The organism is Bradyrhizobium sp. LeoB3 (genome assembly GCF_055456055.1).
Window position 1 is genome coordinate 15,430 of record NZ_JBVBEF010000022.1, and the last position, 12,932, is coordinate 28,361.

Consider the following 12,932-nt stretch of genomic DNA (forward strand, 5'->3'; position numbering starts at 1 on the left):
CTGTGGCCCTCAAGCCGGACGGCTGACGGTGGCGCGCAGGCGCGGGTCGACGATGGTGTAGAGGATGTCGACCACGAGGTTGATCGTGACGAAGATCAGCGAGACCATCAGAAGATACGCCGCCATGATCGGGATATCGACGTTTTGCACCGCCTGCACGAACATCAATCCCATGCCCGGCCACTGGAACACGGATTCGGTGATGATCGAGAATGCAATAACCGAGCCAAATTGCAGGCCGGCCACGGTGATGACGGGAACCAGCGTGTTCTTCAGCGCGTGACCGAAATGAATGGCGCGCGTGGTCAGTCCACGGGCGCGGGCGAAGCGGATATAGTCGGTGCGCAGCACTTCCAGCATCTCCGCGCGCACCAGCCGCATGATCAGCGTCATCTGGAACAGGCCGAGCGTGATCGAGGGCAGGATCAGCGCCTTGAGGCCGGACACCGTGAGCAGGCCAGTGGTCCACCAGCCGATCCGCACTACTTCGCCGCGGCCGAATGAAGGCAGCCAGCCCAGCGTCACTGCGAACAAATAGATCAGGAGGATGCCGATCAGGAAGGTCGGCAGCGAGATGCCGATCAGCGACACCGCCTGGCATAGTTTGGCAAGCAGCGTGTCGCGCCTCAGCGCGGCATAGACGCCCATGAGGATGCCGAACACCATCGCGAAGATGGTGGCGCAGACCGCGAGCTCCAGCGTCGCCGGCATCCGTTCGGCGAGCAGTGTCGAGACCGGCTGCCGGAACTGATAGGAGACGCCGAACTTGAACTGCGCCGCGTTGATAAAATAGCGCGCGAACTGGACCAGCACGGGATCGTCGAGCCCAAGCGACTTGCGCACCGCCTCGCGCTCGGCCGCGGGCGTGTCGATCGAGACGATCTGGCTGACGGGGTCGCCGGCGAAACGGAACATCGCGAAGGCGATGATCCCGACGGCGATCATCACCCCGATGGCTTGAACGGCGCGGCGAAGCGTGAAAGCGAGCATCTGTTCCTTTCACCCGAAGCGTTGGCGATTTCCCGTCACTAAGCAAAAGGTCCCGGAAGCGCGGGGCTGCCGGGACCTTGGAGTGACGAAGCTTTATTCCGATTTGACCATCCAGTAGGGCAGCACCTGGTTGTCCGGGCGCTGCACCACTTTCAATTTTTTCGAGACACCCCAGGCCAGCGCCTGCTGATGCAGCGGGATATAGGCCCAGTCCTTCATCGCGATCTCGAAGCCGGCCTTGATCAACTGGTCGCGCTTGGCGGTGTCGGTCTCCTGCAGCACCTTGTCGGCGATGGCGTCGAATTCCTTGTTGCAGTAGCCGCCGAGATTGGTCTCGCCGCGGGCCGATTTCGGATCGTCGCGGCAGCCCATGATGTCATACATCACGTTATGCGAGTCGAGCGTGCCGGGTGTCCATCCCAGCATATAGAACGAGGTCTGGTAGCCGCCGGGCTTCAGGATTTTTGCGAAATACTGCGCTTTCGGCTGCGCCAGCAGATTCACCTTCACGCCGATGCGGGCGAGCATGCCGACCACGGCCTGGCAGATCGCGGCGTCGTTGACATAACGGTCGTTCGGGCAATCCATGGTGACTTCGAAGCCGTCGGGATAGCCGGCTTCGGTCAAGAGCTTCTTGGCGCCGTCGGGATCGAATTTCGGACGGGTGAAATCCTTCGACAGCGCGAACAGTTGCGGCGCGACCATCAGCGCCGACGGCGTCGACAGCCCGCGCATCACGCGGTTCTTGATCAGTTCGATGTCGATCGCCTTGTAGAAGGCTTCGCGGACACGGACATCCTTGAACGGGTTCTTGCCCTTGATGTTGGAGTAGAGCAACTCGTCGCGGCTCTGGTCCATGCCGAGGAAGATGGTGCGGAGCTCAGGCCCCTTCAGGACCTGCGCGTTCGCACTGGAATCGACGCGTGAGATGTCCTGGATCGGAACCGGCTCGATGATGTCGACCTCGCCCGAGAGCAGCGCGGCGACGCGCGTCGCATCGGAGGCGATCGGGGTGAAGACAATTTCCTTCAAATTGTGTTCGGGCTTCTGCCACCAGTTCGGATTGACCTTGAACACCGTCTTCACGCCGGGCTGATGGCTTTCGATCATGAAAGGCCCGGTGCCGTTGGCGTTGAGAGAGGCAAAGCTCGGCGTGGTCGCGGATGCCGGCGTGGGCTGCGTGGCGTTGTTCGCCTCAGCCCACTTCTTGTCCATGATGTACCAGGTATCCCATTGCGAATTCAGGATGGGATTGGGCGAGGTCAGGATGAAATCGACAGTGTAGTCGTCGACCTTGACGACCTTGGCATCGGCAGGAATGCGGGTCTGCAGGTTTGAGCCCTTGGCGCGGACGCGGTCGGCCGAGAACACCACGTCGTCGGCGGTGAAGGGATCGCCGTTCTGGAATTTGACGTTCTTGCGCAGATGGAAGCGCCAGCGGGTCGGCTCCGGCGTCTCCCAGCTTTCCGCGAGCGCCGGAATGATCTTCAGATCCTTGTCGCGCGCGGTGAGTCCTTCATAGACCTGTCCGAGATGGGCATGCGTGGTCGTCTCGTTCAGCGTATGCGGATCCAGCGATTTCAGATCGCCCTGATTGGCGTAGCGCAGCGTCTGGGCCGAAACAGATGGGGTCGTCGCGACGATGGCAAGACTTATTGCCGCAAGCAGATACTGGCCTACCGACATTTGAACCTGTTCCCCGTCTTGGCCCCGCGATGCGCTGTTTGGATATTGCATGCCAATGTTGCCAAAGTTTACCGGGTGCGCAAGCGCGATTTCCCGTAAGACGTGAGATCAGTTTGCGCAGCAGTGCCGCAATCATTAGCTTGACGCTCGCTGGTCGGGCGTGCGCGTAACATTGAACTTTCGGAGTAAGGATGGCGGAACTGAGGGCCGACGTCGTTGTCCTGGGGGCTGGCATGGTCGGTGTTGGTGCCGCCTTGCATCTGCAAAAACGAGGCCGCGATGTCGTCCTCGTCGACCGGCATGATGTTGCCGGCGAGGAGACGAGTTACGGCAATGCCGGCATCATCGAATGCGCCTCGGTTTTTCCCTACATGTTCCCGCGGGATTTCGGCGAACTGCTCCGCTATGCGCTGAACCGCGCGCCGCAGGTGCGCTACCGTTTTGCCGACCTGCCGATCTTCCTGCCATGGCTCGCACGCTATTATTTCGCCTCCTCGGCTGAGGGTGCATTGCACAGCGCGCTCGCCGAGATGCCGCTGATCCGACAGAGCCTGATCGAACACGAGGCGTTGATCGCAGAAGCCGGCGTCCCGGAATTGCTGCGCAAAACCGGCTGGATCAAACTCTATCGCAGCAAAGCGACCTTCGCCAAGGCCGTGCGCGATACTGAGCGTGCGAAGCAATATGGCGTCACCAACGAAGTCCTCGATGCCAAGGGCATCGCCGCGCGTGAGCCGAACCTGTCGGGTGACTTCGCCGGCGCGGTATATTCGCCGGCGCCGGGCTCGATCGTCGATCCCGGCGGGCTGGCAAAGGCCTATGCCGCGTTGTTCGGCCGCAGGGGCGGCCGCTTCTTTGTCGGCGACGCCCGCACGCTCGAACAGTCTGGCGGACGATGGCGGGTGGCCATCAGCGAGGGCAGTGTGACCGCCCGCGAGGTGGTGGTCGCGATGGGCCCGTGGTCCGACCAGGTATTCGGCCCGCTCGGCTATCCGATCCCGCTTCAGGTCAAGCGCGGCTATCATTTGCACCTGAAGCCGGGCGGTAACGCCGTGCTCAATCATCCCGTGCTCGATTCCGATCTCGGCTATTGTCTGGCGCCGATGAACCGCGGCATCCGGCTCACCACCGGCGTCGAGTTCGCCCATCGCGATGCGCCGGCGTCCCCGGTGCAGGTCGAGCGGGCGGTGCCGCGGGCGCGCAACCTGTTTCCGCTCGGCGATCCCGTCGAGGCAAAGCCCTGGAAGGGCGCGCGGCCTTGCCTGCCGGACATGCTGCCGGTGATCGGCAAGGCGCCGCGCCACCCCGGGCTCTGGTTCGATTTCGGCCATCAGCACCACGGATTGACGCTAGGGCCCGTGAGCGGCCGGCTGCTTGCGGAGATGATGACCGGCGAGACGCCGTTTGCGGATGCGAAGCCGTTTGCGGTCGAGCGCTTTGGTTGACCCTGGCAGGCGACGCCTGCCGCCTGCCGTCATCGTCCCGCTTGCGTGACCAGCCCTCTCGCGGCGATACTGCACCACGGCATGATCCTTTCGAAGAATCGATTCCGGGTCATGTTCTTGCGTCAACTGCATTGAGGAGCGGTCATGAAGGTCAATGTCGAAATAGATTGCACGCCGCTCGAAGCCCGGCAGTTCTTCGGCCTGCCGGATGTCGCGCCGATGCAGACGGCGGTCATGGAAAAGCTGCAGCAGCAGATGACCTCGAACATCGAGAAGGTATCGCCGGAAGCTTTGATGCAGAGCTGGCTCGATCCCAAGCTGGCCGAGCGTTTCCAGGACATGTTCGTGGCGATGGCGGGCCTCGGCAGCACCTCGAAGAAGGACAGGAAATAGATGACGGCCGTGGATGGCAGTCGTGAGGAGAGCGAACGCCGGCTGCGTCCACCGAACATCTGTCTGATGCTGGCCGAGGGCAGGGGCCTGTTCGAGTTCAATTCGAGCCTCCTGCTGCTGCCGCTTTTGATGCGTGCGCCGAGAGGGGACGGCCATCCGGTGCTGACGCTGCCGGGATTCCTGGCAAGCGACCTGTCAATGGCGCCGATGCGGCGGTACCTGAAGGCGCTCGGCTATGACACCTATGCCTGGAGCTTTGGCCGCAATGTCCGCGGCCTCAGCCGGATGCGCGCGTCGCTGCGCGATCTGTTGCGGCGGATCAGCGACTCGACCGGACGCAAGGTGAGCATCGTCGGCTGGAGCCTTGGCGGCGTCTATGCGCGCGATCTGGCGCTGAACGCGCCGGAGATGGTGCGCTCCGTCATCACGCTCGGCTCCCCCTTTGCCGGCGATATCCGCGCCACCAACGCGACGCGGCTCTACGAGGCGCTGACAGGCGAGAGCGTCGATGACGTTCCCGAGGTCCGGCAGGCGATCGCCGGCGACATGCCGGTGCCGACCACCTCGATCTACTCGCGCGCCGACGGCATCGTGAACTGGCGCACCAGCGTGCTGCGTCCGTCGGCAACAGCCGAAAATATCGAGGTGCTGCTCGCAAGCCATATCGGGCTCGGCGTCAATCCCGCGGCGCTCTGGGCGTTGGCCAACCGGCTGGCGCAGGCGGAGGGCGATTTCAGGCATTTTGATCGGTCCGGCCCCTTTGCCATTGCCTATCCGCCCCCGGAACAGGCACAATCCTGATCGACGCCGCAGCAAGCGGCCGTCCGAATGAGAGCGCCAGCAAGGCGCCGCGCGACCATCACCGGGAGGGAGCCATGGCCGACGCCAAGAAACTGTCGTCGTTGGACGCGTCGTTTCTCTATCTGGAAACGCCGGAAATGCCGATGCATGTCGGGAGCATGGCGATCTTCCGCCTGCCCGACGACTACAAGGGCGACTTCTTCGAAGACTTCAAGGCGATGATCGCCTCGCGACTGCACATCGCGCCGATCCTGAAATCGCGCCTGGAGAAGGCACCGCTCGACATCGACCATCCTTCCTGGGTGGAGGACGACCAGTTCGACATCGACCGCCACATCTTCCGCGGCAGCCTGCCGGCGCCGCATGACCGCGCCACGCTGGAGCGCCTCGTCGGCTGGATCCATGCCAAGCTGCTCAATCGCGCCCGGCCGCTGTGGGAGTTCTACGTCTTCGAGGGCATGCAGAACAACGAGATCGGTCTCTATTCCAAGATGCACCATGCCTGCATCGACGGCGGCGCGGGCGCTGCGCTCACCAGCATGATCTACGACATCTCGCCGATCCCGCGGAAGGTCGAGCCGCCGACCGCGCGGAAGGTCGCGCAGGAACCGCGCGACATTGCGGCCAACCTGATCGATTCCTATCAGCTGCTCTGGACCCAGCCGTTTGATGCCGCGGCGGCGCCAAGGACGATCGAGCTGCCGCGCTCGGGCAAGAGCGATCTCGGCTCGATCCTGTTCGACAATGCTATGTTCCAGATCGAGAACGCAATCAAGTTCGCGAGCGCCGTGCCGGCGATGCTGAAAAGCGTGTCGGAAGTCGTGACCAAGGTCTCCGATCCAAAATCGCGCGAAAGCCTCGCCAGCATGGTGTCGCCGCCGACCATCCTGAACAAGGCGATCTCCTCGGAGCGCAGCTTTGCCGGCACTTCGGTTTCGCTGTCGCGCGCCAAGGCGGTGGCAAAGGCGGCCGGCGGCAAGCTCAATGACGTCGTGCTGGCGCTCGCCTCCGGCGTGGTGCGCCGCCATTTGATCAGCCAGGGCGCGCTGCCGAACAAATCGCTGACCGCGGCGGTACCGATCTCGCTGCGCGAGGAGGGCAATACCGAATCGAACAACCAAGTGTTCGGTATGATCTGCTCGATCGCGACCAACGTCGAGGATCCCAGGGCGCGGCTGGAGGCGATCATCGCGCAATCCACCAAGGCGAAGGAGATGTCGCATCCGCTGCGGGCGTTCATGCCGCAGGTCTCCAATGTCTCGATGCTGGGCGCGCCGATCCTGGTGCAGATCCTGGCGCTGCTCTACAGCCGCTCGGACCTGTCGAACGTGCTGCCGCCGGCGGCCAACATCACCGTCTCCAATGTGCCGGGACCAAGACAGACGCTCTACGCGGCGGGCGCGGAGCTGCTGCACATCTTCCCGGTGTCGATCGCAACCCACGGCCTTGCGCTCAACATCACCGTGCAGAGCTATCGCGACCAGCTCGATTTCGGTTTCGTCGCCGGCGCGAACATCATTCCGCATGTGCAGATTTTGTGCGACATGCTGCCGGCCGAATTCGAGGCGCTGGAGGCGGCGTTCGTGCCGCCATCAGCCGAGACCAAGAGCGCCGCTGAATAAGGATTGTCTCGATGATGGAAATGCCCCCGCTGCAATTCGCCCAGACCAACGGCATCCGCATGGGCTTCTATGAAGCCGGACCCAAGTCCGACCAGCCTCCGATGGTGCTCTGCCACGGCTGGCCGGAGCTCGCCTTTTCCTGGCGTCACCAGATCAAGGCGCTGAGCGAAGCCGGTATCCGCGTGATCGCGCCGGACCAGCGCGGCTATGGCGTAACCGACCGGCCGGAGCCGGTCGAGGCCTATGATATCGAGCAACTGACCGCCGATCTCGTCGGCCTGCTCGATCATCTCGGCATAGACAAGGCCATCTTCGTCGGCCATGACTGGGGCGGCTTCGTGGTCTGGCAGATGCCGCTTCGGCATCCGGGCCGCGTCGCCGGTGTGGTCGGCATCAATACCCCGCACACCAACCGCGCCTGGGCCGATCCGATCGAGCTTTTACGCAAGCGCTTCGGCGAGCACATGTATATCGTCCAGTTCCAGGACCCCGCGCATGAGCCGGACAAGATTTTTGGCAGCCGGGTCGAGCAGACCTTTGATGCCTTCATGCGCAAGCCGGCACGGCGGCCCGACGCTCCGGCGGAGGAGGTGGTGGCCGGCGTCGGCGCCTCGCCGCGGCTCAACCTGGCTTTCCCGCAGATGATCGCGAATTACGATGCCCAGCACGATCCGCGCACGCCGATCCTGTCGCCGGAAGAAAAGCAGGTGTTCGTCGATGCCTTCACCAAGACCGGCTTCACCGGCGGCATCAACTGGTACCGCAACATGTCGCGCAATTGGCAGCGCTCCGAAGGGCTCGATCACATTGTGCGCGTGCCGTCGCTGATGATCATGGCCGAGAACGACGCGGTGCTGCCGCCGTCGTCGGCCGATGGCATGGACAAGCTCATCCCGGATCTCGAGAAATACCTGGTCAAAGACAGCGGCCATTGGACACAGCAGGAGAAGCCGGAAGAAGTCAGCGCCAAGCTGATCGAATGGCGTAGAAGGCGGTTTGGGTGAACGCGCGCATCAAGCAACTCCGATCGTCATTCCGGGGCGATGCGCCAGCATCGAGCCCGGAATCCATTTCTCCGCCTGCGCATGCGGCGCGATGGATTCCGGGCTCGCGCTCCGCGCGCCCCGGAATGACGGGGTGAGCTAAAGGCGAGATCAGGAGACATTCCCATATGCCATCCGGCAACCGACTGGCTCCGATCCCGCATCCGCCGACCATGCCCGTGGTCGGCAACATGCTGTCGCTGGATTCGACCGCTCCGGTGCAGCATCTGGTGCGGCTCGCCAAAGAGCTCGGGCCGATCTACTGGCTCGACATGATGGGCGCCCCGCTCGTGATCGTCTCCGGCCATGACCTTGTCGACGAGCTCTCGGATGAAAAGCGCTTTGACAAAGCGGTGCGCGGCTCGCTGCGGCGTGTGCGCGCGGTCGGCGGCGACGGCCTGTTCACCGCCGACACCAAGGAGCCGAACTGGGGCAAGGCGCACAACATCCTGCTGCAGCCGTTCGGCAACCGCGCCATGCAGTCCTACCATCCGAGCATGGTCGATATCGCCGAGCAGCTCGTGAAGAAATGGGAGCGGCTCAACGCCGACGAGGAGATCGATGTCGTCCACGACATGACGGCGCTGACGCTCGACACGATCGGGCTCTGCGGCTTCGACTATCGCTTCAATTCGTTCTATCGCCGCGATTATCACCCCTTCGTGGAGTCGCTGGTGCGCTCCCTCGAGACCATCATGATGACCCGCGGCCTGCCGCTGGAGCGCCTGTGGATGCGCCAGCGACGCAAGACGCTCACTGAGGACGTCTCGTTCATGAACAAGATGGTCGACGAGATCATCGCCGAGCGCAGGCGAAGCCAGTCCGATGTCGGCGAGGGCCAGAAGGACATGCTGGCCGCGATGATGACCGGCATCGACCGCGTCACCGGCGAGCAGCTCGACGACGTCAACATCCGCTACCAGATCAACACATTCCTGATCGCGGGGCATGAGACCACGAGCGGCCTGTTGTCGAGCACGATCTATGCGCTGTTGAAACATCCCGAGGTGCTGAAGAAGGCGTATGAGGAGGTCGACCGCGTGCTCGGCCCCGATATCGACGCCAAGCCGACCTATCAGCAGGTCACCCAGCTCACCTACATCACGCAAGTCCTGAAGGAGGCGCTGCGGCTGTGGCCGCCGGCGCCGGCCTATGGCATCGCACCGCTGCAGGACGAGACCATCGGCGGCAAGTACAAGCTCAAGAAGAACACGTTCATCACTGTCCTGGTGATGGCGCTGCATCGCGACCCCAGCGTCTGGGGTCCGAATCCTGATGTCTTCGATCCCGAGAATTTCAGCCGCGAGGCTGAGGCCAAGCGGCCGATCAATGCCTGGAAGCCGTTCGGCAACGGCCAGCGCGCCTGCATCGGCCGCGGCTTTGCGATGCATGAAGCGGCGCTCGCGCTCGGCATGATCCTGCAGCGCTTCAAACTGATCGACGTGCATCGCTACCAGATGCATCTGAAGGAAACGCTGACGATCAAGCCCGAGGGCTTCAAGATCAAGGTGCGCCCGCGCGAGGACAGGGAGCGTGGCGCCTTCGCTGGTGCGGCTGCGGCGGCATCGGCCGCGCCGAGGGCGCCGCGGCCAAAACCGCGCCTGGGACACAACACGCCGATGCTGGTGCTCTACGGCTCCAATCTCGGCTCGGCCGAAGAACTGGCGACGCGGATGGCCGATCTCGCCGAGGTCAATGGCTTCAACACAAAGCTCGGTCCGCTCGACGACTATGTCGGGAAATTGCCGAAGGAAGGTGGCGTTCTGATCATCTGCGCCTCCTACAATGGCGCGCCGCCCGACAACGCGACGGAGTTCGTCAAATGGCTCGGCAGCGATCTGCCGAAGGACGCGTTTGCCGGCGTGCGCTACGCAGTGTTCGGCTGCGGCAACAGCGATTGGGCGGCGACGTACCAGTCGGTGCCGCGCTTCATCGACGAGCAGCTCACCGCCCGCGGCGCCCGCGCCGTCTATCCGCGCGGCGAGGGCGATGCTAGGGCCGATCTCGACGGCCAGTTCCAGAAATGGTTTCCGGCCGCCGCGCAGGTCGCGACCAAGGAATTCGGCATCGACTGGAACTTCACCCGCACGCCAGAGGACGAGCCGCTCTATGCGGTCGAGCCGGTAGCGCCCACCTCGGTCAACGCCATCGTCGCGCAGGGCGGCGCGGTGGCGATGAAGGTGCTGGAGAATGCGGAACTGCAGAACAAGTCCGGCGCCAATCCGTCCGAGCGTTCGACACGGCACATCGAGGTGCAACTACCGCCCGGCATCACCTACCGCGTCGGCGATCATTTGAGCGTGGTGCCGCGCAACGATCCGACGCTGGTGGACCAGGTCGCGCGCCGCTTCGGCTTCCTGCCGGCGGACCAGATCAGGCTGCAGGTGACGGAAGGCCGTCGCGCGCAGCTGCCGGTCGGCGATGCGATCTCTATCGGGCGGTTGCTCACCGAGTTCGTGGAGCTGCAGCAGGTCGCAACCCGCAAGCAGATCCAGGTGATGGCCGAGCATACGCGCTGCCCGATGACGAAGCCGAAGCTGCTCGCCTACGTCGGCGACGACGATGCGTCCGGTGAACGTTATCGCAGCGAGGTGATGGACAAGCGCAAATCGGTGTTTGATCTCCTGGAGGAGCATCCGGCCTGCGAATTGCCGTTCCACATCTATCTGGAAATGCTGTCGCTGCTGGCGCCGCGCTACTATTCGATCTCGTCCTCGCCCTCGGGCGATCCCGCGCGCTGCAGCGTCACCGTCGGCGTCGTGGAGGCGCCGGCGAATTCGGGCCGCGGCATTTATAAGGGCATCTGCTCAAACTATCTTTCCGGCCGCCGCGTCGGCGACACCATCCATGCCACCGTGCGCGAGACCAAGGCCGGCTTCCGCCTGCCCGACGATGCGTCGGTGCCGCTGATCATGATCGGCCCCGGCACGGGCCTGGCGCCGTTCCGCGGCTTCCTCCAGGAGCGCGCGCATCGCAAGTCGCAGGGCGCCAATCTGGGGCCGGCAATGCTGTTCTTCGGCTGCCGCCATCCGGATCAGGATTTCATCTATGCCGACGAGTTGAAGGCGTTCGCCGCCGATGGCGTCACCGAGCTGCACATCGCGTTCTCGCGGCTCAATGGCTCGAAGACCTACGTGCAGGACCTGATTGCCGCCCAGAAGAACCGCGTCTGGGACCTGATCGGGAAGGGCGCGATCGTCTATGTCTGCGGCGACGGCAGCAAGATGGAGCCGGATGTCAAGGCGACCCTGATGTCGATCCATCGAGAGCACAACAGCGGCGATGCGAATGCCGCCGCTCGCTGGATAGAGGACCTCGGCGCGAAGAACCGTTACGTGCTCGACGTCTGGGCGGGCGGATAGCCACAAATTGTAGGATGGGTAGAGCGAAGCGAAACCCATCGCGTCTATGCGCTTGGTGGCAATGATGGGTTTCGCTGCGCTCTACCCATCCTACGATTCCGTCACGCCGCCTTCGCCGCAGCTCCATGCGCGTGCTCAGCGATGGCGTCGATGATCTCTGGCCACATCGGGATCGGCAATGCGTGGCCCATGCCCTCGATCATCAGGAGTTTCGCGCCCGGGATCGAGGCCGCGGTGTCCTTGCCGCCGGCCGGGTGCACCAGCGGATCGACGGTGCCGTGGATGACGAGTGTCGGCGCCTTCACCGCGCCGAGGCGTTGCTTGCGGCTGCCGGAGGCGAGGATGGCGCGGAGCTGGCGGCCGACGCCGGCGGGATTGAGGCCGCGTTCATAGGTGCGCAGCGCCCGCGAACGATCGAGCGCCTCATCCTCCGGGAAGGAGCCGACGCGCAGGACCTTCCAGGTCTTGGCGAAGCGCTCGATATATTCGTCCTTCGTCCTTGGCGGCGGCGCCATAAGTATGGCCCCGGCCTCGCGGGTCGGCGGCGGGATCTTCGGATTGCCTGTCGTCGACATGATCGAGGTGAGCGAGCGCACGACTTGCGGAAACGAGATCGCGACTTCCTGCGCGATCATGCCGCCCATGGAGGCGCCGACCAGATGCGCAGACTTCAGCCCGAGCCCGTCCATCAGGCCGACCGTGTCCTTGGCCATATCGATCAGTCTGTAGGGTGCGGCGACGGGGATCCCGAACAGACGCAGTCTCAGCATTTCGAACGCCGTCAGCCGCTTGCCGCCTGTGAGCTTGCCGGACTGGCCGATGTCCCGGTTGTCGAAGCGGATCACGCGAAAGCCGCGCGCGGCAAGCTGTTCGCAGAACTCGTCGTCCCAATGGATCATCTGGGCGCCGAGTCCCATGATCAGCAGCATCGGTTCGGCGCTCTCGTCGCCGAAGATCTCGTAGCAGATGTCGATGCCGTTGGCGCGGATCATCTGCGGCGGCCGGTGGACGAGGGTGGTCACGGGGCCTCCTCGGCTGGGTTCTTGATGGACGACTGTATGCCACGCTTTGCCGCAACGCAGAAGCTTTCTGACGCGGCGTTCAATGTCAGCTTGGGTTGACCGACTGCCTGCAACGGTGTCGTATGGAGCGCAAAGAGAAGCGTGGCAAGCGCTCGCAAGCACGTGGGAGAGCGCCAATGGCCGACAAGGGCAACGATCCTGCTGTCGTCTGGCAGACGATGATCGGCGAGCTGGAAAAGGGATTCAATTCCTTCGCCAACAAGGCAATGGGAACGCCGGAATTCAGCCGGATGATGAACCAGGCCGGCGGCGTCGCGGCCGGCGCGCAGAAGCAGTTCGCGGAGCTCATGGAGAAGTATCTGGTGGGCATGAACCTGCCGAGCCGGGCGCAGCTCGTCGGCATGGCCGAGCGCCTGCAATCGATCGAAAGCCAGCTCGAGGAGATCAAGGCACTGCTGAGCGAGATGAACCGCAGCGCGGGCAATGTGGAAAGTGCGACAGCCGGCAAGCTGCGGCCGCCGCGCACCAAACGCCCGCCTGCGGAGAAAGCGCAAAAATGAACGCGCCC

General features: G+C 63.7%; 10 protein-coding genes. 7 read left to right on the forward strand and 3 right to left on the reverse strand.

The window, feature by feature from the left end; all coding sequences use genetic code 11:
* Positions 1-9: 9 nt before the first annotated feature.
* Entirely contained in the window at positions 10-990 is a 981-nt protein-coding gene (locus ACZXDY_RS17030; RefSeq protein WP_464346292.1) for an ABC transporter permease, read from the reverse strand.
* Positions 991-1,083: 93 nt separating this feature from the next.
* Positions 1,084-2,676 carry an ABC transporter substrate-binding protein gene (locus ACZXDY_RS17035; protein ID WP_464346293.1) on the reverse strand — a complete coding sequence of 531 codons (1,593 nt, stop codon included), beginning with the start codon at positions 2,674-2,676 and terminating at the stop codon, positions 1,084-1,086.
* Positions 2,677-2,867: 191 nt separating this feature from the next.
* On the opposite strand from ACZXDY_RS17035, the gene ACZXDY_RS17040 reads away from it, so the two are divergent.
* From ACZXDY_RS17040 to ACZXDY_RS17065, 6 genes are all read left to right on the forward strand, one after another.
* The gene (locus tag ACZXDY_RS17040; protein ID WP_464346294.1) at positions 2,868-4,121 is read left to right on the forward strand and encodes an NAD(P)/FAD-dependent oxidoreductase; all 1,254 of its coding nucleotides are present in this window, start codon (positions 2,868-2,870) and stop codon (positions 4,119-4,121) included.
* Between the two features lie 144 nt (positions 4,122-4,265).
* Positions 4,266-4,514, forward strand: a complete 249-nt coding sequence (locus tag ACZXDY_RS17045) for a DUF6489 family protein (RefSeq protein WP_028164994.1) — start codon at positions 4,266-4,268, stop codon at positions 4,512-4,514.
* The gene (locus ACZXDY_RS17050; RefSeq protein ID WP_464346295.1) at positions 4,515-5,315 is read left to right on the forward strand and encodes an esterase/lipase family protein; all 801 of its coding nucleotides are present in this window, start codon (positions 4,515-4,517) and stop codon (positions 5,313-5,315) included.
* A 74-nt stretch (positions 5,316-5,389) separates the two neighbouring features.
* Positions 5,390-6,937 (forward strand): WS/DGAT/MGAT family O-acyltransferase, encoded by a 1,548-nt coding sequence (locus ACZXDY_RS17055; RefSeq protein WP_464346296.1) that lies wholly within the window; start codon positions 5,390-5,392, stop codon positions 6,935-6,937.
* 11 nt (positions 6,938-6,948) lie between these two features.
* The gene (locus tag ACZXDY_RS17060) at positions 6,949-7,941 is read left to right on the forward strand and encodes an alpha/beta fold hydrolase (RefSeq protein WP_464346297.1); all 993 of its coding nucleotides are present in this window, start codon (positions 6,949-6,951) and stop codon (positions 7,939-7,941) included.
* A gap of 167 nt (positions 7,942-8,108) precedes the next feature.
* Positions 8,109-11,342 carry a bifunctional cytochrome P450/NADPH--P450 reductase gene (locus ACZXDY_RS17065; protein WP_464346298.1) on the forward strand — a complete coding sequence of 1,078 codons (3,234 nt, stop codon included), beginning with the start codon at positions 8,109-8,111 and terminating at the stop codon, positions 11,340-11,342.
* 101 nt (positions 11,343-11,443) lie between these two features.
* On the opposite strand, the gene ACZXDY_RS17070 is transcribed toward ACZXDY_RS17065, so the two are convergent.
* Positions 11,444-12,334: an alpha/beta fold hydrolase gene (locus ACZXDY_RS17070; protein WP_464346336.1), complete on the reverse strand. Its 891-nt coding sequence runs from the start codon at positions 12,332-12,334 to the stop codon at positions 11,444-11,446.
* A gap of 206 nt (positions 12,335-12,540) precedes the next feature.
* Between ACZXDY_RS17070 and ACZXDY_RS17075 the strand changes: the two genes are divergently transcribed.
* Entirely contained in the window at positions 12,541-12,924 is a 384-nt protein-coding gene (locus ACZXDY_RS17075) for a hypothetical protein (RefSeq protein WP_464346299.1), read from the forward strand.
* Positions 12,925-12,932 lie beyond the last annotated feature (8 nt).

What these genes read in the sequence shown, in the direction of transcription:
- ACZXDY_RS17030 (WP_464346292.1), bottom strand. Translation starts at nt 990, where the DNA reads ATGCTCGCTTTCACGCTTCGCCGCGCCGTTCAAGCCATCGGGGTGATG.
- ACZXDY_RS17035 (WP_464346293.1), bottom strand. Translation starts at nt 2,676, where the DNA reads ATGTCGGTAGGCCAGTATCTGCTTGCGGCAATAAGTCTTGCCATCGTC.
- ACZXDY_RS17055 (WP_464346296.1), top strand. Translation starts at nt 5,390, where the DNA reads ATGGCCGACGCCAAGAAACTGTCGTCGTTGGACGCGTCGTTTCTCTAT.
- ACZXDY_RS17065 (WP_464346298.1), top strand. Translation starts at nt 8,109, where the DNA reads ATGCCATCCGGCAACCGACTGGCTCCGATCCCGCATCCGCCGACCATG.
- ACZXDY_RS17060 (WP_464346297.1), top strand. Translation starts at nt 6,949, where the DNA reads ATGATGGAAATGCCCCCGCTGCAATTCGCCCAGACCAACGGCATCCGC.
- ACZXDY_RS17070 (WP_464346336.1), bottom strand. Translation starts at nt 12,334, where the DNA reads ATGATCCGCGCCAACGGCATCGACATCTGCTACGAGATCTTCGGCGAC.
- ACZXDY_RS17045 (WP_028164994.1), top strand. Translation starts at nt 4,266, where the DNA reads ATGAAGGTCAATGTCGAAATAGATTGCACGCCGCTCGAAGCCCGGCAG.
- ACZXDY_RS17040 (WP_464346294.1), top strand. Translation starts at nt 2,868, where the DNA reads ATGGCGGAACTGAGGGCCGACGTCGTTGTCCTGGGGGCTGGCATGGTC.
- ACZXDY_RS17050 (WP_464346295.1), top strand. Translation starts at nt 4,515, where the DNA reads ATGACGGCCGTGGATGGCAGTCGTGAGGAGAGCGAACGCCGGCTGCGT.
- ACZXDY_RS17075 (WP_464346299.1), top strand. Translation starts at nt 12,541, where the DNA reads ATGGCCGACAAGGGCAACGATCCTGCTGTCGTCTGGCAGACGATGATC.